This is a genomic window from Acetobacter lovaniensis (assembly GCF_014207635.1).
GTDB classification, from domain to species: Bacteria; Pseudomonadota; Alphaproteobacteria; order Acetobacterales; family Acetobacteraceae; genus Acetobacter; species Acetobacter lovaniensis.
Genome location: NZ_JACHIE010000014.1, coordinates 1 through 23,682, shown reverse-complemented (window position 1 = coordinate 23,682; position 23,682 = coordinate 1). Strand labels below are relative to the sequence as shown.

The following is a 23,682-nucleotide window of genomic DNA, read 5'->3' as shown; positions in this document are numbered from 1 at the left end:
AGATCCGGATACCCGGTTTCGTCTCTCCATCAGAAAGCTGCTGTTGCGTCTGAATTGCAACAAGCCAGATTCAGAATTTGGATATGACGCGGACTGGAGACGATACGAACATGAAAACAGGTATTGCGTCGGGGCAGGCGGCTAAAGGGCGCCCATGCTGGCTGGCAGCCGCACTGATGACGACCACGCTGGCAGGTCTGGACGGGCATGTGGCGCACGCCGCGAACGTGCAAACTATAGCCGCACCTGCGCAGGCTTCGGCGCAAAAATTCAACATTCCGGCCCAGAAACTGGGCGACGCTTTGGCATCCTTCGGGGCTCAGAGTGGCTGGCAGGTTTCCGTGCGGGCTGATGTGATCCGTAATGCGACCAGCCCCGGCGTAAATGGCAGTCTGACACCCGCCGATGCGTTGTCCCGTTTGCTGGCTGGAACAGGTTTTGCATATCGCTTGTCGGGCGGACATACAGTGACGCTTGTTCCGGCTGCTGCCAATATCACCCTTGGTCCGGTCCGGGTTGGTGGACAAGTATCACAACAGGATCCGACCGGGCCCGGAGTTGGGTATGTCGCGGATAGAACAATGTCTGCGACCAAAACAGATACGCCATTAACCGAAATCCCGAGTTCGATTTATGTTGTAACTAAACAGCAGATGCTCGACCAAGGCGCACAAACAGTCATGGACGCGCTGAAATACACTGCGGGCCTTTATGCTGGCGCTTCTGGCACTTTCAATAACGGTAATGCAGCAGCGGATAGTATATCGTTTTATCAAAGAGGCTTCTCTACAAACCAGTTTGTCGATGGTCTTTTAAGCAACTCGCAAAGTGCAGGCGAAACAGCTTTCTTGGAGCGTATTGAGGCCATCAATGGGCCCGCGTCAGTTATGTACGGCCAGACGACACCGGGTGGCATGCTTGCCATGAGCCTCAAAAAACCGACTGAGACGCCGCTGCATCAAGTTTCTGTCGGTTTTGGTAATTGGGGACGATATCAGTCTACTGTTGATTTTAGCGATAAACTGACCAAGTCTGGAAATGTGCGGTATCGTATCGCTGCGATTGGCGTAACACAAGGGACACAAACGGACCATGTCGATTATCATCGGGTTGGTGTACTGCCGTCTATAACATGGGACATCGATCATAAAACGTCTCTGACCCTTCTCGGGATGTATATGTATACGCCAGGGACAGGCATCAGTCAGTCTAATGACTATCCTTTGAAAGGGTCATTAATTACGGACGGATATCGTCGAATTCCGCGAAGAAATTTTCTTGGTGCCACTAACTGGAATACGCAAGCAGATACAACCGCAATGTTTGAATACCAGTTTCAGCATAAGTTTAATAAGTATATAAATTTCAGCCAAACATTTAGATACGAGCAAAGTAGCATGAATGATAAAGATTCATACTACGATGGCTCTGTAAATTCCGAAGAGGTATATCAGGCGCCAGAATGGGCTAAAGAGACTTTCAAAACTACCGCTCTTGATACCAGAGTATACGGAAAATTTCAGACAGGACCGTTACAACATACATGGGTTGTTGGCTCTGATTTTAGATCTTATCATTATAATTGGTATTACCAGAGAGACAAAACGACGGGGGGGGATTTTATTGTAAATATGTACAACCCGGGGGCAAGCTATACCCCTTGTTTTAGCACCTCTGTTTCAGCCGGCTGTAAAGGATCATTCGGCACATCGCGGTATGATTATTTTCAAGAGGGTATATATTTTCAAGATCAGATCAAGTGGAAGCGCTTATCAATCCTGTTGGGGGGTAGGCAAGATTGGATAAATTATAATGGGCACGCTTTGAGCCACACCTACAACAATACCAATGGACAAAATATTACAACAGAGACCCCAGGAAATACGGCACCACAACCAGCGAGCGCTTTTACCTGGAGGGCGGGTATTCTTTATAATTTTGCTTTTGGATTAACTCCTTATTTTAGTTATTCAACATCCTTCGTTCCTCAGACTTCAACAAACTATCAAGGACAGCCATTTGCACCGTTGGCTGGGAAGCAACTGGAAGTTGGACTAAAATATAAAGTTCCTAACAAGGATATTCTGTTGACAGCTTCAGCTTTTCATATCGATGAAGACCATTATCTAGAGCAGGACCCCGTCCACACTAATTACAGCCTTGATGCGGGACGAGTTAAGTCTCAAGGTTTTGAAGTCTCAGCGAATGCGAACCTTACGAAAGATCTGAGAATGATAGCCTCTTATAGTTACGTGGATATCCGGTATGCAAAGACAAACAAAACAGCAAAGCGGTATAATCCTTATACAGGCTCAACTTATGGTAACGCCATTTCTCAAGAAGGAATGTTCGTTCCCTATGTGCCACGCAATATGTTTTCAGTATTTCTGGACTATTCGCTCCCGGGAAACAGCCTAAAAGGTTTTGGTGTGAATGGAGGAATGCGCTATGTGGGATTTAGATACACCGATAACGTAGAATCGTTCAAAACGCCCGCATATTTCCTGTTTGATATCGGCGCTCATTATGATTTTGGCGCATCAATACCATCTCTCAAAGGACTGAAAGCACAGTTAGCAATATCTAACTTGACGAACAAATATTACGTAACACGGTGCTCCAATTATGATTGCTATATTGGTCAGGGACGGCGGGTGTATGGAAACCTGACTTACAATTGGTGAAATTTCCCCACCCCGAACTACGGCATCTTTTCCCTATTAATTTCAGCACCTTGCCCCTCGTTTCTATGCCAAACTCGTGGGGCAGGCATGCTGCAAGTCTCGAAGGGCGGACCCATGCAAGATGCGTGGACTGCCCACGGCAACAACCGTGGGGCGACCCATGTCAAAATCGTGACCCGCAAGTGTGCAAGATGCGAGAGGTGTCCCTGCAAAATTCGGCTTGCAGAGCGGACAGTTTTATAAAGCTTTATACAGTATTCATGCAGCGTCTCTGGGAATGGATGTTTTGTGTGCTTTCAAGATGCAGATGCATTTTGGATAAGGCACCAAGTCTCCAAAAAAAATGAAAATGCGATCTCTTAGATCGTCTTACATAATGAGATGAATGTTTTCGGTTAAAAGTCCGGCACGGAGCATCCTGCGGCCATAATCGCACGGATGAGCGTGATGTGGCTGAAAAGACCGGGAACGAAGGGCGAGGGATGAGGTTTTGCGCGTATTCTGTTGTTGCGACTTACTCTTACACGCATTTGTGAGAGTGCGGTTTTCATGACGACCCGTACCCTTCGCCGCTGGTTTGTGGTCCATAAATGGACAAGCCTGGTCTGCACGCTGTTCCTGTTGGTGGTGTGCGTGACCGGGCTGCCGCTGCTGTTCTCCGAGCAGATATGGGACACGTTCGTCGGTGACGATGATCCACCGTATGAAGTTCTCCCGCCCGGCACGCCAAATGCCAGTCTGGACGTCATCGTGGAGAAGGCGCGGGCGCTGTACCCCGGCCAGATCATCACCAATGTTTCACCAGATGATGATGAGCCGGCTGTTCTGATCTCGATGGCGCCAAGCTGGCAGGCGCTGAAGGACGACGAGAATTATCCGGATCGCAATTCCGGCCACTGGATCAAGTTCGATGCCCGCACGGCCAAGGTGCTGGAACAGTCTCGTCCGGCGGATGCGCCTAAAGAGCCGCGCACCTGGACGGGTATCATCATGGGCATTTGCAATCGGCTTCACACCAGCCTGTTTGCAGGATTAACTGGTCGGCTGTTTCTTGGCGCGATGGGTGGTGTCTTCGTTGCATCCCTGATTTCCGGCACGGTGCTGTATGGCCGGTTCATGAAGCGCCTGCCGTTCGGCTCGGTCCGGCGGGATCGGGCTTCGCGCCTGACATGGCTGGATCTGCACAACCTGCTGGGGGCTGCCACACTGATCTGGGCAACGGTGGTGGGCTTTACCGGACTGGTCAACGAACTCCAGACGCCGCTGTTCGGCCTGTGGCGTGTGACCGACGTGCGGCAGATTTTACGCCCTTACGCCAACCTGCCGGTGCCGTCGCAGGACCATCTGTCTTCCGTGCAGGCCGCGTTCGATACGGCGGCCAAAGTAGCCCCCGGCAACGAGGTGACCGGCCTGTCTTTTCCCGGCGCGTCCTTCGGCAGCCCGGTGCATTATGTGCTCTGGACACGAGGCGCGACCCCGTTGCGGGCGCGGCTGTTCACCCCGGTGCTGGTCGATGCCCGCACGGGCGAGCTGACCGGAGCCTATCCCATGCCCTGGTATCTGCGCTTCCTTGAAATTTCCCGCCCGCTGCATTTTGGTGATTACGGTGGCATGCCTTTGAAAATCCTCTGGGCGTTGCTCGATGTTGTTGTGATTGGTGTGCTGGTCAGCGGTCTGGTGCTGTGGGCTGGCAAACGGAAGATCGCCACTGACGCCCGGCTACGGGCTCTGGGGTATGATCTGGATGATGCGGAAGGTGCGCCTGTTTCTGCCCTGACCGGGGAGGGCGCGCGATGAACGCCTTGCGACCCGAAACGTCCCAATCATACTTTGCAGCATCTCCGTCGCGTGTTCCGGTTGCTGTCTGGCCGTGGCCGATCGCATTGGGTCTGCTGACCACCTTCGGCCTGCTGTCCGCCCTGCTGGGGCAACACGGTATCTGGCTGGCCCTGTCCTGGGCTGCTCTTTCCATTCCCCTTATCGTTACGGTCACCTGCCTGATCCGGGCGTGGCGCAGACCGTCTTCCAAAGGAGGTCTCTCATGACCGATCTTGCTCCTATTTCCTTTTCCCCGTGGGAGATGTTCCTCAACGCAGGGCCGGTGGTCCGCTGTGTGATGATCCTTCTGGCCGTGGCGTCGCTGCTGACCTGGACGATCTTCATTGCCAAATCGCTCGAGCTGCTGCGCGTGCGGATGAAGCTGACAAAAGCCGAACAGACGCTGGAGCAGGCCAATACGCTGGATCTCGGCGAGGAAGGCACCCGTCAGAACGGTATCGCTCACACTCTGGTCATGGCCGCCGAGACGGAACGCGCGCGGTCGCAGGACATTCCCGATGACAGCGACGGCCTGAAGGAACGCATCGTCCTGCATCTGGAGCGCCTTGAAGCCGCCGAGGGCCGCAGGCTCATGCGTGGCACGGGCGTGCTGGCCACCATTGGCGCAACCTCGCCTTTTATTGGTCTGTTCGGCACGGTCTGGGGCATCATGACCTCGTTCACCGGTATAGCGGCCAGCAAGGCGACCAGCCTCGCAGTGGTCGCTCCCGGTATCGCCGAGGCCCTGCTGGCGACAGCCCTTGGTCTGGTCGCGGCCATCCCGGCCGTAGTGATCTACAACCATCTCGCCCGCCAGACGGCTTCCTGCCGCGCGCAGGTGGCTGATCTGACGTCACTGGTCATGCGTCTTGTCTCCCGTGATCTGGGGCGCATGCAGGCGCTGACGGCCAGCGGGCAGGTGGTGCGGCTTGGCGCATCGCGTGACAGCCGTTCTGTGGCGGGGGAGTAAGCGGCATGATCCGCATCCGTCATACCGATGAGAACCTGCATGAGGCGAGCGAGATCAACGTCACGCCGTTCATCGACGTGATGCTTGTCCTGCTGGTGATCTTCATGGTTACCGCCCCGCTGACCACGGTGAACGTGCCGGTGGACCTGCCGTCCTCGACCGAAAAGCCGACACCGCGCCCCGATGATCCGGTATTTCTCACCGTCAAGGCCGATCATGGCCTGGCGCTGGGGGAAGATGACATCAGCACCGACGCTCTTCCCGGCGCGCTGGAAAGTGCGACCAAAGGCAACAAGGACGAACGCATCTTCCTACGGGCCGACAAGACGGTCGATTACGGCACGCTGATGGGTGTCATGGATAAGCTGCGGTCCGCTGGTTATCTCAAGGTCGCGCTGGTCAATCTGCAGGGGCAGGAAGAAGGCAGTGAAGCTGGCTCCACGCCTGTACCGTCCGGCAACGCTGCTGCGCCAGCATCTGGAAAAACACCGTGAGCAGTACAGCGGATATGGTGCAGGGGCAGGGTGAGGCTGTCGAAAGCTCCTCCATGTCCTTTGCCGACTGGCAGCGCGGGCAGTTGCGGCAGTCCAGGCGTGAGGACACGATAAGGTGGGGCCTGTCGTTCCTCGCCGTGCTCGCCGTCAGTGGTGGGGCGGTCTGGTGGATCATGCGGCTGCCCCCGCCAGTCATGGCCGTGCCGGAACCACCACCGGCTGCGATCGCAATCGATATGGCTCCGGAACCGGTGTCCACGCCGACCCCGCCGACGGACCTTCCGCCCGGCCCTCAGCAGACGCAGTCCATCCCTGACCCGGCCCCGGTCGAGCCGCCAAAGATCACGGCTCCGCCGTCACCTGCGCCCAATCCGCCAATCCCGGTGCCCAAACCGGAAAAACCACGCAAGATCGTCAGGAAGAGCAAGCCGGTCCCGAACCTCAAGAAGCCCATCCCGGATAAGACACCCCCGGCCGAGACCACGACCGCCCCTCCGTCAGCGGAAGCGCCGCCCGCCCCAACCCAGGCCGCTCCGGCTCCCGGTGCCTCGTCGTCAAAAGCGTCACACGACCCGGTGACCTGGCAGGGGGCTTTGCTGGCGCAGCTTGAAAAGTTCAAGCGCTATCCGTCCGACGCCATGGCCGACCATCAGGAAGGCGTGCCGACTGTGACCTTCTCCATGGACCGCAAAGGCCATGTGCTTGCGGTCACGCTGGCCAGCTCCTCCGGCCATCCGCTGCTGGATCAGGAAGCCATCGCCCTGCCCAAACGTGCTCAGCCGCTGCCCATTCCGCCAGACAGTGTCGCGGGGGATCCCATCACCCTGACGGTGCCCGTCGAGTTTTACATCCATGCTGGCGGAAACTGAGATTTCTGCCGTTTCCTTATCTCTGATCGTGACAGGATCAAACCCATGCTCGCCTTCTCCGAACATCGCCGTTCTTCACCATCCCTGAATGAAATCCGCCCCGGCATGGGCGCCAGCCGCAGCGCCGTGCATAGCCTGGAGGAACGCAGCGAAGAGGTCGGCATCAAAATGACCGATCTGCGGCGCATCCTGTTTCATGGCATTCTGGAAGCCGGGCCACGCGCGACGGCGGTGGAGATATGGAAAACGCTCAGCAAAATGCTGGAGCACGGGCACGCACCCTCGCAGGGGTCGATCCAGCGCAATCTGAATCTGTTTGTGGAACGGGGTATCCTGCGCCGCGATGTCACGCCCGACCGGCAATGGCTCTACAGTGTGGCCATCGAACGCAAGGCAGCGCTCGCGATTACCTTTGTGGAGGCCGGGACCGGACGGAAGATCGCCTGCAATGCCCCGGAAGTGGTCAGGGTATTACGCCGGGTCGCGGCTGAGCACGGACTGGCCGTGCAGGGAGCCGCCATCACGGTCACGTCGTCAGCCAGCGCGCCATGATGAACAGGATAGGGGGCGAAATATTTTTTCGCCCTTTTTTTGAAAAAAATGCCCGCATCGATCGTCTTATAGAGTGAGCCCTCCCGCAGGGACGGGACATCTTCCTTGAAATTCATCGCCTGGTTTGTCCATCGCCCGGTGGCGACAACGCTGCTGCTGCTCTCCGCCGTGCTGTCGGGGCTGATGGCGTTGCCCCATCTGCCGGTTTCCGACCTGCCCGATGTCGACCTGCCGGTGATCTCTGTCTCCGCCTCCAATGCTGGCGGCTCGCCTGAGGTCATGGCCCGCACGGTGGCAGCACCCCTGGAGCGCCATCTGGGCAATATCGCCGGTGTGACGCAGATGCAGTCCACGTCCACGCGGGGCGAGACCTCCATCTCGCTGGGGTTTGAGCTGGGGCGTGACCTCAATGGGGCCGCGCGCGATGTGGAAGCCGCGATAAGGGCAGCGCGGCGCGATCTGCCGACCACGCCGGGGTCGGACCCGAGCTACCATCGCGCCAACCCCAATGCGACGCCGGTGCTGATCCTTGCCGTGACACCGGGCATGCAGTCCATGTCCCGCCTGTATGATCTGGTGAACACCACCCTGCGGCCCATGCTGCTGCAGGTGCCGGGTGTGGGCGATGTGACGCTCATGGGGAGTTCCGCGCCCGCCGTGCGGGTGGAGATGAACCCGCTGCTGTTCTTCAAATACGGCATGGGGTTCGAGAACCTGCGTGCAGCACTTGCTTCGGCCAATGCCCACACGCCGAAGGGCGTGATCGATATGGCCGGGCAGCGCTACCAGCTTTCCGTCAACGATCAGGCAGACCATGCCGATGCCTATCGGGATCTGGTGATTGCCTACAAGAACGGACGCCCTATCCGGCTGCGCGATGTCGCGACCGTCACCGACAGCATGCAGGATGTGAACGCCGCCGCGTTCTTTGATGGAAAGCCGGCGTTGACCCTGATGGTGCGTGCCCAGCCGGAGGCCAATCTGGTCGGCATTGTCGATGCCGTGAAGGCGCGCCTCCCGCAACTGCGCACGCTCATGCCGACGGGGGCGGATATCGCGGTGGCGCGGGATGGCTCGGCCGTGATCCGGTCCTCCCTGCACCACACGCTGGTGACGCTGCTGGCCGCCTGCGGGCTGGCGCTGGTCGTGGTCTGGGCGTTCCTGCGCTCATGGACCGCCTCGGTTGCGGCGGCGATCATCGTGCCATGCTGCCTGATCGCCAGTCTCGGCCCAATGCATCTGGCGGGGTTTGGGCTGGACAATCTCTCGCTCATGGCGCTGACGGTGGTGACGGGACTGGTGGTGGATGACGCCATCGTGGTGATCGAGAACATCATCCGCATGCGCGAGCGCGGGCTTTCCATCGACGAGGCCGCCATTGCCGGGGCCAGCGAGGTGGCGTTCACGCTGCTGTCCATTACCGTCTCGGTGCTGGCGGTGTTCCTGCCCATCGGTTTTGCCCCCGGTCTGACGGGACGGCTGTTCCGGGAGTTCGCGGGCACAGTGGGGATCACTGTCACGGTGTCGCTGGTTCTGTCCTGCGTGGTCACGCCCTGCCTGACGGCGCTCTGCATGCGCTTTGCCGAAGGGAAAAGGCCGGAGCATGCCGAACAGAACCTTACCCCAGCCAGCAGAGATCATGGCGGTGCTGCCGATTTCCTCGCTCATGAGAAACACGGCGGCAGCCTGTATCGCCGCACGTTGGACGTCTGCCTGACTCATCCCGGCAAGACGGTATTGCTGCTGCCGCTGACCCTGCTCGCAACCGGTTTTCTGTTCCTGCGTATGCCAAAGGTCGTATTTCCGCGTCAGGATATCGGCATCGTCTCGGGCGGATCGCGGGGGAGTGGCAGTTCTCTTGCCCAGACCAAGGAGCGACTGGAGCGGTTCAGCAGGGTGCTGCTCGACGATCCTGCCGTCAGTCATGTCATTGCCTATCTCGATACCGGCGAAGGCTCCAGCCACGGCATGGTGTTCGCAACCCTGCGCGATCTGTCCACCGGACGAGCCTCCGGGGCAGAAGTGGCGGCCCGCGTGGTGGCCCGGATGGGGAAAGACATTCACGCCGAATACCATGCCCAGGCGCCCGGCAACATCATGATGCGGGTGGGCTCGAACAGCAGCGGGGTCAGCTACATCCTGCGCAGCGAGGACGACCGGCTGCTGGGACCGGCGACACGCAGGCTGGCGAAAGCCCTGCGGCATCGTCCCGAATTCAGGGACGTGGACCCGGATGTCGATCCGCCGGGACAGGGTATCACGCTGGCCATTGACCGCGATACCGCCGCCCGTGTCGGCGTCACGCCACAGGTGATCGGCAACACCCTGTCCGATGCGCTCGGCCAGACCACGGCCTCGGTCGTCTACACCGCACATGGGCAGTATAACGTGGTGCTGACGGTGGAAAACCGCTTTCAGCAGGACCCGGAAATCCTGAGGCAGTTCTGGGTCAGCCCGTCCGGTGGGTCTGCTTCCGGTAGTTCGGCGTCGAATACTATCCGGGTGGTCACGTCGGCTGCGGCCAGTACCACAGCTTCGACCAGTGCCACGGCGTTTCGAAACCAGATCGCCAATTCTCTGGCGGGCGGGGCGAATGCCTCGACCGGATCGGCCGTGGCAACGGGGGCGGAGACGCTGGTGCCACTGTCGGTGGTCGCCCGCATCACCCCCAGCCTCGACCCGGTGGCGGTTACCCATATCGGCTATGCCAGTTCCGCCTCGCTGGCGCTGGAACTGGCCTCTGGCGTCAGCCTGTCACAGGTGCAGACGATCATCGATCAGGAGTGGCGGAGCCTGCATCTGCCGGAGACCATCAACGGCGAACTGCAGAGTGATGAAGGGGACATCGGCAAAAGCACCCATGACAGCGAAATCCTGATCACTGCGGCCATTCTGGCAGTGTGGATCACGCTGGGCATGCTCTATGAAAGCGTGTGGCATCCACTGACCATTCTCTCCACCATTCCCTCGGCCGGGATCGGGGCGGTGATGGCACTGGACCTGTTCGGCCTGCCGTTCTCGGGCATGGCGGTCATCGCCATGCTGCTGCTGACGGGCATCTCGCTGAAAAACGCCATCCTGCTGGTGGATTTCGCCATCCATGCCGAGCGCGAACGGGGCATGACGCCACGGGATGCCATTCGCGAGGCGTGCCTGCTGCGCCTGCGGCCGATCGTCATGACCACCTTTGCCGCGGCCCTCGGCGCGGTGCCGCTGGGTATTGCGCTGATCGGTGGCCTGCTGGTCAGTCAGGCCCAGACCATGTTCACGACCCCGGCGCTTTATCTGCTGGTGGCGCGGTTAGCGAGGAGGGAATATGGTAGAAATGTCTGAAGGCAACAATGGGTGGGAGCGGACATTGTATTATCGAAGAATTACGATTAAAAACAAGATCACTCAATGTTCTCCGAAATAAAAATAATATAAATCACAATTAAGCTAGTAGGATTGCGATTGTCACTTGCAGAGTATTTAATAAAATACGGTGTGTATTAATTAAAATCTCTATGAAAGTTAATGGAGGTGGATAGAAGATGATTTTCCCAAACCGAATCGAAGCTGAGGCGGAGTTCTTGGTTCATTCACAGACAATACATTTAAAGAAAATTTATAGAACTGAGTTCGCAGAATGTTTAAATGCACGAGATTACGAAAAAATATGCAAACCACTTAGTGTTTTAGTTCATGAATTAACACACTGGTTTGATACGACAAGTACACTTTGGGGGCAAAAATATTTGTATGAATTGTATGATGTTTATTATTATACAATTTTACATACTAAAGGTGTTGGATCTCAAAGAGAATTTGGAGAAATTGAAAGTGAATGGTGGCGGGCAATAAAGCTGGATTGTGAGGATTCTAGAATTTTATTTCCAAAGTATTACAAGGAATACTATAAGAATGAAAAAGATAAATTTACTTATGGCGCCGTTAATATAACATATTCATGTGGAGTGGAGTTTAGTATAGATGGAAAGGTGAATTATAAAAAACCAATTTTTTTCGTTAGGTTACTTGATGAAAATAACCTAAGTATAGCGAGGATACCATTAACTGTTGGTGCACTTTTGGAAAGTTCAGCTGTATGTGCGGAGCTTTTATCACGGTGTGCTTCTATAGATAAGATTTCTCAACCCCATGCAAAGATTATAGAAAAACGTAAGCTGCATGAAGAATTGGATTATTTGTTATCTAGTTGTGGGCTCGTTGATTATACTGTGGCTCGTCACATGGTAATGAAGGAAAATAACGTAAGTGATATATTGGATTCCTATTTAATTTCATCAATTATTTCATTTATTTGCCTTAATTTATCAGATAATTACTTCGATAGAATAATTCCACCCGCTACACTGCATTTCATTCCCAACGATAGAATAGAGAGTTTTAAGAAAAATAGAGACAGGACTTTCGTTTTTGCATGTCTATGTATTGGGTGTGGTAAATTCTCGGGAGATATGAGTAAAATATACTCTTTCATAGATTCGGGACTATCCGTTATAGGTTTACCCCCTTACGCATCTATAATTAAACAATCATATATTTCTATGTTAAATATACGTGATAGCATATATCACAGATGCCCAACCGATAAAACGCTTTCCTATATTTTAAGTGTTGGCAGAAGTAATTTTCTAAAAAGATCGGAAGAAAATATTCCAACAAACACTATGAGTTTAATGTGCGGGAATGCCACTTTGCCTAAGTTTTTCGATGCTGAGCAGGAGATTTTTAATTTCGGATCAAATAGCTTAAATGAAAATTATTTTAATTATGAGTATATGTATTTCTTAGATTTAGATATAAATGTATTTATTGGAAAACTTAGAGATGCGTGTAAAATATAAAAACTACCCCTCTTTATGTTTAATATTATATACGTTCAATAATATAGATATTATAAGATAATTAATGTTTTTCGTGAAGTAATAGGGAAATTATTATGTTCACTAGATTTTTTTCATATCAGAAATTCATATCACGATCACATTATGTTCAGTGGTCAGTTTGTGGGTGACTAATTCTATTTGGTCAGCTTTCGTTGAATCAACAGGTAGTTTGACGGAGGGGAGCGTGTGGTCAGCTATTGGGCGATATGATCAGGCAACCAGACATTCACGCGGACGGCCTTTGCGACGACTTTGCGTCCAACTCGGCCTTTCGAGCCCATACGCAAACCTCCATCAATCAGTCTTCCGGTTCGCCGTCGCGCTGACTCAGCTCCGAAAAGTCGGTGAGTGCGTCGCAGTTGATGCAGTGATACATCTGCGAAGCATCCTGAAAAGCCATGCCGCAGAGGCATCCGCAGAAGGGGCAGCTCTCGTCGATTTCGAGATCGCCCCATTCCCAAACGCCGAGATATTCGGGGACGGCATCGCGGTCGTACCCCACGATCTGAAAGACGTCGGCATTCTTCGCGACAAATCCATCGTTGGTGGCGCGCATGAGGATCGGCAGGATGTCCGCAGGCTCGATCGCGAACCACTCGCCGCGAACTCTCGTGGCCGCGAAATGATGATGGAGGTGGCGTTCCAGCTCGAACGTCTCCTCGCTATTGATCCATCCAAGGAGACGGATCGCGGAGGGGTTGCCAGTCTGGAGATTGGTGCGGCGCTTCTCAATGTCCTTGGCGACGCCGATCTTGATGCGGCAGTAGCCGCTATCCTCATCTCCGATGAAATATACGGGCACCGCGTCTACCTCAGCCGATCAGGTCGAGAAGGCCCTCGACAACAGCCTTGTCCGATGCCGCTACGAGCTCGATCTGTCGGCCCTCCTGACGCATGATGGCGATGAGCAGGCAGGCAGTGAATGTCCAGAATGGGGAGCCTTCCGACAGGTTATGGCCGTCGATCATGGCGCGGATACGCTCAGCGATGGGCGGGTAGTCGTTACTCCCCCATGTCTCATGGGTGGGCGTCATCGCGTGTACGATGATCGCCGCAAGGGCGATGCCCATTGCCCGCTTCTGAGCGACCTGCGTATAGGTGTAGCCGTGGTTGTCGGCATATTCTTCCATGTTGCTGGTCATCGTCTCGCGTGCCCAGACGTCGCAGGCCAACTCCTCCGCGTAACCTGCGCCTGGTGCGTCGCCGGCGGCACGGAACATGACGTGCTTCAACTCGTGGAGCATTGCGAAGGCGAAGGCTAAGCCGACAAGGTCGGAGACCGCCATCGCTTGCGCGTTGTCCAGGCTGGCGCGATCGGCGGTCGGCATGGGAATGTCATCGGGCCACTGGATATCGGCGGTGCTACCTGCCGACCGAAGGTTGTGAGCGGCGGCGATCCGCTGGTTGAAGTCGAACTCGAACTGCCCCCGACCGTGATCGACCTTGAGTGCCGTGTCGATCGATACACCGGTACTGGTGGCGAGAACCAGCGCGGGCGCATAGACCTCGATTGCGCGCCAAGCGGCGAAACCCAACAGCCAGAAAAAATCCACCGTTTTTGTGTCGAATTTGATCCGTTTGCTGGTTGCATTCAATGTCAGGCTGGCCCCACTCGAGGTGACTTCAACGGAATGTTGCTGGTCGGTCCATAGCCGGCAAAGTTCAGCGGCCTTTTCCGGAACGGCACCTCGTAACAAGTTTAGCACAATCGTCTGATCGGACGGCTTTGTCGTCATAAATAAATACTCGTTGTTGAAGATCTGATTTTACACTCTTCAGAATCTCATAGACTTCACTCTGATCTTTTAATGATAAAGTTCGGGAATACAAATGTCACGTGTCGTTAATCCACAAGATTGCAGCTTTTAGGAATACTGCTCCCACATTGAACGATAGCTTTGAAGGCGGAAGCTGACATAGCATCTCCGGATGCATCAACTTTACGTTTTCCCGGGGTGTGGGCATTTATTTTAGTTAGAGGTCATGCATATGCAGAAAAAAAGTGCATTAAAATAGACCATTAATCCTGCTTTGCTCTCAACTTGCGGTTGCCGTAAGCTGAGAGCCAATCCTGCCCGCAACCACTTGCAGTTTCTGAAACCCCCTTAAGTCAACAGCTTAACGGGGTTTTGCTATGCGTAAATCGAGGGCATATTCTGGAAAACTTTTTCACGTCAGTTGTTTAGGGAGGGTAGGTTCAAAGCAGGGGTATCATACCTCGCAACCACTTGTGATTATCCGCATTGACGTGAGACGCTGTTACAATCAGGCTCAGAAGCGAATGTAATTTTAGCTTCTGGATTGATGACCGACCTTATTCGAAACCTTATCCTTCGCTGGCGGGACGATCCGGCAGGGACCTATCAGAGCTGGTTTCTGTGGGATGAACGCCTCAAGAACTTCCGGTCTATCCGCCGTGGTCTGCAGCAGGTCGTTACCGAGATAGCCGAGGGCACATTCGGGGTCGCCTATCGTGGCTCATCCCTGGAAACGGTCGTCCATTCGATTGCTGAGCAGCGCCAGATATTCAAGGGTGCGGATCACGCGTTCCTGTGGAAGCCGAAGCTCCGCATTCCCGATATCTATGAAAATCCTGCCAACCAAAAAGCATTCGGACAGCTTCTCGATACCTGTCTGTGTTGCACTACCGAAGAGCATATGGTCTCGGCCATTCATGCGATTGATGCTCGCAAGATAAAAGGGTTGGGACCAGCCGTCGCCAATCTGCTGTATTTCCTCCATCCCACGATTATGCCGCCTTTCAATACGGCGATCGTGAACGGCTATAACGCCTTGACCGGATCAAAGGTGAAGCTGGGACGATGGGAGGAATATCTTGCTATGCGGCAGGGCATCCTGAAACTGAATGCGACTTATCGCTCGCTGTTGTCCAATGATCTGGGCGCCGTTGGAGGACTGCTGTTTGACCTCGGAAGCGGACGCTATACAGCGCCGCCTCTTGAGAATGACGAAACAGCGCGAAAACTCTGGGAAGCCGATCTTCACCAGGTGAGGGAGCAGAGCGCAAAAGAGACCCGGATCCTCGCCGCGGAGCGGGAAACGGATCACACTCATACCGAGATTCAGGGCTGGCTTCGCGATCTGGGCCATTCTCTGGGTTACGATGTCTGGATTGCGGCCAATGATCGCAGTCGTCCATGGCAGGATGGCAAATTGGGGGATGGTTGCCTGTCGGTGTTGCCGGGCTTCACGACGGAAACGCAGGGAGCGGAATCCGTGCGTCTGATCGATGTCCTGTGGCTGGACCGGGAAAGCCACCGGATTGTTGCAGCATTCGAGGTCGAGCATTCAACGACCATCTATTCCGGCATTGTGCGGATGCTCGATCTTGCTCTTGGGTCAGAGGCGCAGGCTCTGGAGGGACTATTCCTTGTCGCTCCGGACAAGCGGGAAGCCGATGTGCGGGAACAGTTGAAGCGACCGGCCTTCAGTAGGATCGCCGATCTGAAAGTCCGGTATCTGCCTTATGGAGCGCTGGAGAAAGATCGTGTGGCAATCGCGCGTTTTGGGCAGGGATTGAAACCTATCCAAGCGATATCCCATCTGCTTACGCCAGTATGATGTTAATGATAGGAACGGTTGGGGAGAGAGTGTGTCCGGACTGGGTGTGGAAAGCAGGAATGTTATATTTATCTTAAGTAGTATTTACCATGGATATATCCGCTTTTGACACATCTCATTGTGTGGATATGCGCACCGCTACGCTGTCTTTTGTTCATAGAGTTCGAATGGGTCTAAGGGTTTGCTAAATGACATCGATCAAAAACATTGAGTTAAAACCAGACGAGTTCGCGCTTTATTTCGCGGGAAATCAGGGCGTTGATTTGGACGCTCTCGCGAATTTCCTGAAGCGGGTCTCCAGTGTCGCTAGACGTCACGGAGGTGAGTTGGTGATCGTTGGGCTTCACGAAGGAAGCCTGGTGGTGAAGCTCAGGGCAATCGCTCGGTCGAAGATCGCGCAGAATGCTATCAAGGAATTCAGCGATAAGCCGATCGACGGTAGCGTGAAGGTCACTGGACTGATTGCTGCTATAGCGGGCGCAATAATTTGGCTCATGTCGCCTACGAAAGACGTTACGCCCATAGCAAAAGCTGGTGCCGAAATTATAGACAAGCACCAGATAACCGAGATTAGCGTGGTTACGAACGAAAAAATTACAGTTGTCATGAACGAGGCCATCGCAAAGAAAATTAAAAAAAAGCATGAGATTAGAGCCGTAGGGCGAGCTTCTGAGAAGAGACAGATTGCTAAGATTGTAAAAAATCAATATAATTTACCTGAAATAGAAATAATGGTGAAAGATGCGCATCAAAGTAATCTTACTGGTGAGGTTGCTATTGTCGGAGACGCGTTTCACTTCCAGCCAGATGGATATCATTATTGGGTGCCTATATACATGCGGCCTAGCTCATCAGTACAACTTCATCCTGGAGAGCGCTATCGAATAGGTGGTCAAATTAAAACCTTGAATGGCCAGCCTGATCAAATAATTGCCGCATCGGCTGACCTTATTACTGGTGGATCAACTAAATAATCTGCGGAGATCAACATAACTATATAATCAGAGTATGTTTCGAAAGTATGAATTAAGCGCTTTGAAACAGTTTAGCGATGCTTCTCTCCGGCTTAGAGATTCAAACGGTTATATCGATCCTGGGTCTGCTGTTTCGAGGGGTAAACGGAATTTGCAATGCAGAGTAATATCAGGTGAGTAGAAGATTGGGTTCAGGGTCTCGACCGCAAAATAGCGGGTGTTCAATTGGATCACCTGTCGGTGATCTATGGCTGTGATTACAACTTGCCGAACCTGTGTTAAATTTTTTCACTTGGCATCAGAGAAAGGCAACATGGCTATGCCCACTATAGGCATTTAAGATATTTAATTGGAAATTTTGGCATGGATAAAGAACCCTAATCGTGAATAATATTATAAACGCCGCAGTGCACGATCTTCAGCGGGGACCTCAAGGTTTCAAGATCGTTCAGGGGCAGGATAAGCTGGTTGTAACACATACCGTCCAGCGGGTTATCAACGAACTCCATGACCTCTATGCTCGTAGAGCATCTAAGTCTTATGGAAAATTCTCGGATCAGCTAACATACTCGGAAACGAAAACCTACCTTGGGGATTATCTTGCAGCAGGACCTGACGGTTTCGCAGATCTTACTGCAAAGATGATGGTAACACTTCAGAACAGTGCAAGAACCCGAAATGCGGCTGCCGGTGGTCACGTCTTTTTTGCTCACTTTGAACGAGACAACCATCAATATCTTTTGGTTGCTATTATTACTGACAAACTCGGTGCTAATTTAACCGGGAATCTTGACGTCCAAGATGTAGTTCATTTGGACGTCGATGGATTTAGGTTCGCCGGACGTATTAACATGACCGCTTGGTTGGACCAACAAGAACGCTATATCGGTTTCTTGAAAGGTAAAGGAAGCGTATCAGAATACTTTAAGGAGTTTCTGGGCTGCGATACCGTCATCCAAGCTCGACAGGATACCAGCCAACTTGTTGAAACGTTGAAGGAATTTACACTCCAAAAGCAAATGTCGGCCGCCGATAGGGAAGAGTTTCTTACCAAGGCAAAGGGTATATGTGAGCGTTTGGCTAGCAGCCAGCGCGAGATAGATTTCGAAGAATTCGCCAACGAACTATTCCCGAGTGCACCTACGGAATTAAGTGAAGTCTTAGGTAGTCCGGAGCGAAAATTAAACGACGGGTTCATTCCTGACCGTCGTGCCCTTGTGCCCCTCAAAAAATTCAAAGGTAAAACATCATCTTGGTCAGTCGAATTTGATCGCCAAGCGTTGACAGATGGCTCCATCATATTCGACGCCGATGCTAATACTCTCACATTCAAGGGTCTTCCCGTTGAACTGGCTATGGAGCTGAAGCGCGAAACAATCGATGAGTAATATCGCGTTTTCCCAACTTTTGGAGATATATAGGAACGTCCGGTTTAATAAGACTGGTGATGAAGGTGTGCTAACTATTGCCTCATCTGAAATTTTGAACACTCTTCGCCTCATCAATGACGATTCCCGAGTGGCTGACGACTCCGGAATTGGATTACCGTTTGACCCTGCTGCGTCCAAGGTCAACGATGTGGTCACGATCAATATAGGAGCCCCCAGGGTTGCGCTTGGTTATCTGAAAAGATCAGTCAGAGAATTGCTACTTGTCAAGCAGGCCTTAATCGAAGAGCCGAAGGCCTACTACATCATTGAAAATCGCTTCGACAAAAACACTGCTGTGGTTCCGGCTGCAATTCAGGCTTACCGGAAGATTCTGGAGATATATAAATTATTCGCCGAGGCTGCGGCATACTCTGACCCACAAAAGCAAGAGCTAGTCTTTATTAACGAAGACAAATTTCTCCTGCCTATTCGTTACAATGAAGGCATCTTTGTTCGTTTTAAAATGGCCGAAGCCGATAGGCTCCTTGCCTTGTTTCACGATGAACTTCATAGAGACGAAAAATTAGGTCTTCTCGATAGTGCCGTCGTGAATTTGACGAAATCATTAGGCCCAAAAGCACGTTTTTCCTATCTGGTAGAAAATATTGACGATGTTACTGACGAAGTCGCAAAAGGCTATCGCCTGTACGTCTCTCAATTCTCCTACACGAAAATTAAAAGTGATGTAGAGGCGGCCAGAGTCGATTTTGTCACAAAAATACACAAGACAATAATCGATATACAAACTCAGCTTCTAGGCATACCTATTGCTACGTTTGTTGTAGCCTCTCAACTCAAGAGCACTGCATCCTGCGATCTAAGTTTTTGGAGCAACGTGGCCGTGCTTGCGGGGGCATGGATATTTGTTTTGCTTTTGCTAATCGCAATCATCAACCAATGGATGACGTTATCCTCGATCAAATGGGAAATTGAACGGCAACGTAAAAAGCTTGAAACCGATTTCGAATCAATCAGCAAAGACTTCCTAAGTATCTTTAATGAGTTGCGTCGCCGGATATGCTGGCATAGATGTGTTCTTTCTGTTATCGGCATTGTCGCCTTCGGAGGAGCTGTCCTTGCGTCAGTCGCCTACGCCAATCTAACTTCTGTTAGGACACGCGACTGTGTTCTGGGTAAACCCATAACAAAAATTCAGTCGGTTTCTTATCTCCAGTCAGTAGAACCAAAAACAAATTCTACAATTCCTCCATCTTCTATATCGACAATCAAGAAACCCTCTCAGACTCCGAAGTGATAGGCAGCGTTCTGGGGTATTTTCCGTAAAGTCTAGATTGTAGAGGGTTCCTATTTGTGGTCTAGCATCAAGATGACAGTCGGGATGGGAGGACGTTTCGCACCGAGCATGATCTGGCGCTGCCTTATCATCAAAAAACAACGTATGCCAGCGAGCAAATACGGCCCGACGCCGCGGAGCTGCGCGAGGCGTGGTTCGACAGTCAGCCTCATCTCAATCCGGCCAAGCTGGTCTTCATCCACGAACCGCCGTCTCGACAAAGAAGGCCCGTTTGCGGTGTAGTCACATCGTGGCATGCGATGTCAAATATCTGTGCCCCAAGGACATCAGAAAACTGTCTCAAGTTCGGATCGGGGAGGGCGGCGTTGATGGCATAAGTGAAGGAGTTATGCACATGCAAAAAAAAGAGCTGAAAAACAGCCACATAAACCCGCTTTGTTCTCAACTTGCGATTTCTGCAATTTGAGAACCAATCCTGCCCCCGCAACCACTGATACCGACACTCCCGTGAGCATCGCTCCGGGAGTGTTTCTTTTTTCAGCCTTTCCAATGGCTTGACGCTCGATCCAGTTTAGGATCGTGCCCAATTCCCCATACAGCATCGCGTCGATCTCGCCCCGGTTCGGGCCGGGTGTCAGCACGACCTTCTCGATCAGAGTCCGCAGTGCCTCGGCGGCTTCCAGCCGCTCCTCGGGGCGGTTGAGGGCCTCGGTCAGGCGTCCGACCTTGCGGGCGTAGATCGCCGAAGCACTTGGCAGCAGGTCCGGCGCAGCGTCATGCACGTCGGACAGCAGGGTCGCCAGCTCGGCCTTGCGAGCTTCGAGCGTGTCCATCTCCGTCTTCATGCTGGGGTGGAACATTCCTTCTTTGATGGCTTCGATAATGCCCCGGATCTGCTTTTCGACCTTCACCTGTTCCACCTGCCAGACATCAGCATTGGACCGGCGCTCGCGATTGAGGCGATTGGTCTCCTCGGCATAGGCACGCATGGCTTCGGCCGCGATTTCCGGCGCCATCATCCGGTCCTTCAGTCCGGAGAGCACGCGGCGTTCCAGATCGGGGCGAGGGATGGTCCGACTGTTGGTGCAGGAGCCGTTGGTGACATGGCTTGAGCAGGCGAAGCGGTCTGAACCCCGCAACGTGTAAGGACCACCACACAGGCCGCAGAACAGCAGACCCGATAGCAGGGATTTCGGCCGGCGTGTGCCATTCAGCCGGTTCCGCTTGTGGTGGGCGCGAACAGCCTCGGTGACGTTGACGTATTTCTCGGCAATGACGCTCTGTCGCGCCTTGGTAGCCTGCCAGAGTGCGTCATCGACGATCCGCAATCCGGGTACCTCTGTGATGACCCACTCTGATTCCGGGTTCAGGCGCGAGACGCGCTTGCCGGTGGACGGATCCTTCACATAGCGCTGACGGTTCCAGACCAGCCGACCGATATACAATTCATTGTTGATGATGCCGGTGCCGCGCTTCACATGGCCCCTGATGGTGGTGTCGCTCCAGAGCCTGCCCTCGGGGCCGGCGATACCCTGATCGTTCAGGGCCTTGGCAGTGGCGCGAGGGCCGATGCCGGCGGCGAAATCACGGAAGATACGACGGACGATCTCCGCCTGATGCGCGTCGATCTCGCGGTCGCCCCGGATCTTTTCGCCTTTGGCGTCGAACTGGCGGACGACGTGATAACCGTAGCACAACCCACCGCCGGATTTGCCGTCCTCGACCCGACCGCGCAGGCCGCGATGGGTCTTGGCGGCGAGGTCTTTGAGGAACAGGGCGTTCATCGTCCCCTTGAGGCCGACATGCAGTTCGCTGATCTCCCCCTCGGACAGGGTGACGATCGGCACACCAGCGAATTTCAGGTGCTTGAACAGGGTGGCGACGTCGGCCTGGTCGCGCGAGATGCGGTCGAGCGCTTCGGCCAGCACAATGTCGAAGCGTCCGGCCTGGGCATCCTGCAACAGGGTCTGGATGCCGGGACGCAGGATCATGCTGGCGCCGGAGATGCCCGCGTCCTTATAGGCACCGACCACCTTCCATTTCTCGCGCCTGGCGTGTTCGCGGCAGATGCGGAACTGGTCCTCGATCGAGGCGTCGCGCTGGTTGTCGGACGAGTAACGGGCATACAGGGCGACGTGGGTCATAGCGGTGTTTCCTATCAGGCGACCTTGTCCATCCGGCTGGGCCGGATCAGCACCTCGGCCGAGATGCCGAGACCGTCATGCAACTGGCGGATCATGTCGATCGACAGACCACGCTTGCGGTTCAGTACGTCCGCCACTCGGTTGCGTGGGCCGATCATCGGCTCCAGATCCTTGCGGGTGAGGCCCTGTTGCTCCATGCGGAAGCGGATTGCCTCGACCGGATCGGGCGGATCGATCGGATGGTGTTTCGCCTCATACGCGTCGATCAGCGTCGCCAGCACGTCGAGCTTGTCGCCGTCCGGTGTGCCGCTCTTCGCACCCCACAGCCGGCCAACTTCCTCCAGTGCCGCGTCATAATCCGCCTCGTTGCGGATGGGTTTCAGATCAGCCGTCATGTTCCACCTCCGTCACGTCGATCCTGTCATAGGCCTTGTGTGTGCCGATCCATTTGATCCAGACGATGCTTTTCTCGAAATCGACCGCCACGACCAAGCGATAGGCGTTGCCTTTGATGTTGAAGACGATCCGCTCGGCGCTCACGATGCTGGCCGTGGCATAGAGCCGCTTCACATCGGCGGTGCTCGTCCAGGCCGCCCTGCCGACTTCGGCGAACCAGGCGTCCAGCGCCGCCTTGACGGCCGGCTGGTCCTTCTGGCCCGTCAGGCTGTCGACGAACTCCCTCAGCGTGCGGCGGGCGATGATCCTCATTGACTGACCTTATATCACGGGACCATAATGGTCTCAAGAAAAATGCACGACTGCCCAGCGAGGGGTCTTTCGCCGGGGAACACGCAGCCGGGGAGGGAGGCTACCGCATGGGACCGGATCGGTTCTGCCGGGCCTGTTTCCGCTCCAGAGCGCGGGCACGCTCGAACTGCTCGCGGGCCATCTGCCGGCCGATCAGGCGGGCGAGGGACCGGATGGCGTGATCGGACGGGCGGAATGCCTCTTCGGTCGTTTCCGCCTCGCTGGCGGGACCGAACACCTCGATTCTGATCCTGTCGGGTCTGCGTGCCATCCTGTCCACCTTCCGGGTCATGGGGCGACAGAACCGATGAAGGACAGGACAAGGGGATTTGAGAAGACCATGCGCTGGTCGATGCGGTAATCGGCGGTGATCGCGCAGAAAAGGGAGGCTTATCGGTCGTGGAAAAGGTGATCATTCTTCTGGCGATTGGATACGCCCTTGGATTCTATATTCGAGATCGTCGTGCGAAAGAGGCTCTTGTGCAGTCCGAACGACAGGCTGCGGGTCAGATTGAGACGCTTCGTCGACAGATCGCCACGCTCAACAAACAGGCTGCCGATAGGCAGCAGGAAGACGAGCGGCGTCGGCAATACCGACAGGAGAACGCCTGTCCGATCCGCAGAACCAGTTGCGCTTCATTGGTGAATGCAGCCTGAAGGCTGTTCCTCCCGTCAATCGGGAAGCGGTGCGCGTACTCTACGCGATCGACGAGTGGATCAAGGACTATCAACCCGACTGGCGTTTCGCCTTCGAGGTTGCGATGGGCGGATTCATCAAAACGCCTTATGCTCCGGATGATCCACGTCAGAAGCGTGCGTTCAATTCCTACAGCGGCAAGCGCGTTGATTTCCTTCTGATCAATCGTCGTGGGCAACCAGTATTGGTGGTCGAGTATAATGGTTCGGGCCACGACCTGTCCGGCGATGCAGACGCTCGTATGGAGGTCAAGCGTCTTGCTTTGCAGAAGGCGGGTATCCCGCTGCTCGAAATTCCCGAAAGGATGGGGAAGCTCGATATCTTCGCCGCACTTTCAGAGAAAATCGGAGTGCTGGAACCAGAAAAAAGAACAGGCTAATGGCTCCGCCCTCGCGTCGGCAAAGGTTCGCGTCAGCGCGCTGACGCCGCCCGATGGGGTGTCCCCGATCTTCCTGTGCTACGCTTCGTGCAGACCGGGTGATACCCCTCCCCATCGGTCGCCCTTGCCGTTGCTACCCCGCTGCTCGCCGCGAGGCAGAGGAACAGCGGGGGCTGTTCCTCGCGGAACAAAGGG

Annotated in this window: 21 protein-coding genes; 15 read left to right on the top strand and 6 right to left on the bottom strand. The window is 54.3% G+C overall.

Annotated features, from left to right (window positions below; all coding sequences use genetic code 11):
• Positions 1-110 precede the first annotated feature (110 nt).
• The 9 genes from HNR55_RS13060 (at position 111) to HNR55_RS13020 (ending at position 12,237) form a co-directional block, all read left to right on the top strand.
• Complete coding sequence (locus tag HNR55_RS13060; RefSeq protein ID WP_166116136.1) at positions 111-2,684, top strand: TonB-dependent siderophore receptor; 2,574 nt, start codon at positions 111-113, stop codon at positions 2,682-2,684.
• A gap of 549 nt (positions 2,685-3,233) precedes the next feature.
• Positions 3,234-4,481, top strand: a complete 1,248-nt coding sequence (locus HNR55_RS13055; RefSeq protein ID WP_166116138.1) for a PepSY-associated TM helix domain-containing protein — start codon at positions 3,234-3,236, stop codon at positions 4,479-4,481.
• Complete coding sequence (locus tag HNR55_RS13050) at positions 4,478-4,729, top strand: hypothetical protein (RefSeq protein ID WP_166116139.1); 252 nt, start codon at positions 4,478-4,480, stop codon at positions 4,727-4,729. The genes HNR55_RS13055 and HNR55_RS13050 overlap by 4 nt, the downstream gene beginning before the upstream one ends.
• Complete coding sequence (exbB, locus tag HNR55_RS13045; protein WP_166116141.1) at positions 4,726-5,472, top strand: tonB-system energizer ExbB; 747 nt, start codon at positions 4,726-4,728, stop codon at positions 5,470-5,472. Before HNR55_RS13050 ends, exbB begins: the two co-directional genes overlap by 4 nt.
• Before the next feature lie 5 nt (positions 5,473-5,477).
• Positions 5,478-5,966: a TonB system transport protein ExbD gene (gene exbD, locus HNR55_RS13040; RefSeq protein WP_166116142.1), complete on the top strand. Its 489-nt coding sequence runs from the start codon at positions 5,478-5,480 to the stop codon at positions 5,964-5,966.
• Positions 5,963-6,835 (top strand): energy transducer TonB family protein, encoded by an 873-nt coding sequence (locus tag HNR55_RS13035; RefSeq protein WP_373318180.1) that lies wholly within the window; start codon positions 5,963-5,965, stop codon positions 6,833-6,835. The genes exbD and HNR55_RS13035 overlap by 4 nt, the downstream gene beginning before the upstream one ends.
• Positions 6,836-6,880: 45 nt before the next feature.
• Positions 6,881-7,387, top strand: a complete 507-nt coding sequence (locus tag HNR55_RS13030; protein ID WP_166116144.1) for a Fur family transcriptional regulator — start codon at positions 6,881-6,883, stop codon at positions 7,385-7,387.
• A 105-nt stretch (positions 7,388-7,492) separates the two neighbouring features.
• A complete protein-coding gene (locus HNR55_RS13025; protein WP_166116145.1) occupies positions 7,493-10,720 on the top strand; it encodes an efflux RND transporter permease subunit in 3,228 nt (1,075 codons plus the stop codon).
• Between the two features lie 200 nt (positions 10,721-10,920).
• Positions 10,921-12,237 carry a hypothetical protein gene (locus HNR55_RS13020; RefSeq protein WP_166116147.1) on the top strand — a complete coding sequence of 439 codons (1,317 nt, stop codon included), beginning with the start codon at positions 10,921-10,923 and terminating at the stop codon, positions 12,235-12,237.
• Between the two features lie 340 nt (positions 12,238-12,577).
• Here HNR55_RS13020 and HNR55_RS13015 read toward each other — a convergent pair whose 3' ends face one another.
• Complete coding sequence (locus tag HNR55_RS13015; protein WP_166116149.1) at positions 12,578-13,081, bottom strand: GIY-YIG nuclease family protein; 504 nt, start codon at positions 13,079-13,081, stop codon at positions 12,578-12,580.
• Positions 13,082-13,091: 10 nt separating this feature from the next.
• Positions 13,092-14,015, bottom strand: a complete 924-nt coding sequence (locus tag HNR55_RS13010) for a phage exclusion protein Lit family protein (RefSeq protein ID WP_166116151.1) — start codon at positions 14,013-14,015, stop codon at positions 13,092-13,094.
• Between the two features lie 568 nt (positions 14,016-14,583).
• Between HNR55_RS13010 and HNR55_RS13005 the strand changes: the two genes are divergently transcribed.
• The 4 genes from HNR55_RS13005 to HNR55_RS12990 all read left to right on the top strand — a co-directional run bounded on the left by HNR55_RS13005 (position 14,584) and on the right by HNR55_RS12990 (position 19,520).
• Positions 14,584-15,861, top strand: a complete 1,278-nt coding sequence (locus HNR55_RS13005; protein WP_166116152.1) for a type II restriction endonuclease — start codon at positions 14,584-14,586, stop codon at positions 15,859-15,861.
• A gap of 188 nt (positions 15,862-16,049) precedes the next feature.
• On the top strand, positions 16,050-16,835 hold the full coding sequence (locus tag HNR55_RS13000) for a hypothetical protein (RefSeq protein WP_166116154.1): 786 nt from the start codon (positions 16,050-16,052) through the stop codon (positions 16,833-16,835).
• Positions 16,836-17,218: 383 nt separating this feature from the next.
• Positions 17,219-18,223 (top strand): nucleoid-associated protein, encoded by a 1,005-nt coding sequence (locus tag HNR55_RS12995; protein WP_166116156.1) that lies wholly within the window; start codon positions 17,219-17,221, stop codon positions 18,221-18,223.
• Positions 18,216-19,520: a hypothetical protein gene (locus HNR55_RS12990; protein WP_166116157.1), complete on the top strand. Its 1,305-nt coding sequence runs from the start codon at positions 18,216-18,218 to the stop codon at positions 19,518-19,520. Before HNR55_RS12995 ends, HNR55_RS12990 begins: the two co-directional genes overlap by 8 nt.
• A 386-nt stretch (positions 19,521-19,906) precedes the next feature.
• On the opposite strand, the gene HNR55_RS12985 is transcribed toward HNR55_RS12990, so the two are convergent.
• From HNR55_RS12985 to HNR55_RS12970, 4 genes are all read right to left on the bottom strand, one after another.
• Positions 19,907-21,664: a recombinase family protein gene (locus tag HNR55_RS12985; protein ID WP_166116159.1), complete on the bottom strand. Its 1,758-nt coding sequence runs from the start codon at positions 21,662-21,664 to the stop codon at positions 19,907-19,909.
• A gap of 14 nt (positions 21,665-21,678) precedes the next feature.
• Positions 21,679-22,059, bottom strand: a complete 381-nt coding sequence (locus HNR55_RS12980) for a helix-turn-helix domain-containing protein (RefSeq protein WP_102324111.1) — start codon at positions 22,057-22,059, stop codon at positions 21,679-21,681.
• On the bottom strand, positions 22,049-22,372 hold the full coding sequence (locus tag HNR55_RS12975; RefSeq protein ID WP_166116161.1) for a type II toxin-antitoxin system HigB family toxin: 324 nt from the start codon (positions 22,370-22,372) through the stop codon (positions 22,049-22,051). Before HNR55_RS12975 ends, HNR55_RS12980 begins: the two co-directional genes overlap by 11 nt.
• Before the next feature lie 100 nt (positions 22,373-22,472).
• A complete protein-coding gene (locus HNR55_RS12970; protein ID WP_166116058.1) occupies positions 22,473-22,682 on the bottom strand; it encodes a hypothetical protein in 210 nt (69 codons plus the stop codon).
• Between the two features lie 128 nt (positions 22,683-22,810).
• Here HNR55_RS12970 and HNR55_RS17035 point away from each other — a divergent pair, with 128 nt between their 5' ends.
• Complete coding sequence (locus HNR55_RS17035) at positions 22,811-23,068, top strand: hypothetical protein (RefSeq protein ID WP_242005593.1); 258 nt, start codon at positions 22,811-22,813, stop codon at positions 23,066-23,068.
• Positions 23,041-23,487, top strand: a complete 447-nt coding sequence (locus HNR55_RS17030) for a DUF2726 domain-containing protein (RefSeq protein WP_242005594.1) — start codon at positions 23,041-23,043, stop codon at positions 23,485-23,487. The genes HNR55_RS17035 and HNR55_RS17030 overlap by 28 nt, the downstream gene beginning before the upstream one ends.
• Positions 23,488-23,682 lie beyond the last annotated feature (195 nt).

Excerpts from the sequence above, each read along its gene's own strand:
- HNR55_RS13060 (WP_166116136.1), top strand. The coding sequence starts at position 111 with ATGAAAACAGGTATTGCGTCGGGGCAGGCGGCTAAAGGGCGCCCATGC.
- HNR55_RS13055 (WP_166116138.1), top strand. The coding sequence starts at position 3,234 with ATGACGACCCGTACCCTTCGCCGCTGGTTTGTGGTCCATAAATGGACA.
- HNR55_RS13050 (WP_166116139.1), top strand. The coding sequence starts at position 4,478 with ATGAACGCCTTGCGACCCGAAACGTCCCAATCATACTTTGCAGCATCT.
- exbB (WP_166116141.1), top strand. The coding sequence starts at position 4,726 with ATGACCGATCTTGCTCCTATTTCCTTTTCCCCGTGGGAGATGTTCCTC.
- exbD (WP_166116142.1), top strand. The coding sequence starts at position 5,478 with ATGATCCGCATCCGTCATACCGATGAGAACCTGCATGAGGCGAGCGAG.
- HNR55_RS13030 (WP_166116144.1), top strand. The coding sequence starts at position 6,881 with ATGCTCGCCTTCTCCGAACATCGCCGTTCTTCACCATCCCTGAATGAA.
- HNR55_RS13020 (WP_166116147.1), top strand. The coding sequence starts at position 10,921 with ATGATTTTCCCAAACCGAATCGAAGCTGAGGCGGAGTTCTTGGTTCAT.
- HNR55_RS13010 (WP_166116151.1), bottom strand. The coding sequence starts at position 14,015 with ATGACGACAAAGCCGTCCGATCAGACGATTGTGCTAAACTTGTTACGA.
- HNR55_RS13005 (WP_166116152.1), top strand. The coding sequence starts at position 14,584 with ATGACCGACCTTATTCGAAACCTTATCCTTCGCTGGCGGGACGATCCG.
- HNR55_RS13000 (WP_166116154.1), top strand. The coding sequence starts at position 16,050 with ATGACATCGATCAAAAACATTGAGTTAAAACCAGACGAGTTCGCGCTT.
- HNR55_RS12990 (WP_166116157.1), top strand. The coding sequence starts at position 18,216 with ATGAGTAATATCGCGTTTTCCCAACTTTTGGAGATATATAGGAACGTC.
- HNR55_RS12985 (WP_166116159.1), bottom strand. The coding sequence starts at position 21,664 with ATGACCCACGTCGCCCTGTATGCCCGTTACTCGTCCGACAACCAGCGC.
- HNR55_RS12980 (WP_102324111.1), bottom strand. The coding sequence starts at position 22,059 with ATGACGGCTGATCTGAAACCCATCCGCAACGAGGCGGATTATGACGCG.
- HNR55_RS12975 (WP_166116161.1), bottom strand. The coding sequence starts at position 22,372 with ATGAGGATCATCGCCCGCCGCACGCTGAGGGAGTTCGTCGACAGCCTG.
- HNR55_RS12970 (WP_166116058.1), bottom strand. The coding sequence starts at position 22,682 with ATGGCACGCAGACCCGACAGGATCAGAATCGAGGTGTTCGGTCCCGCC.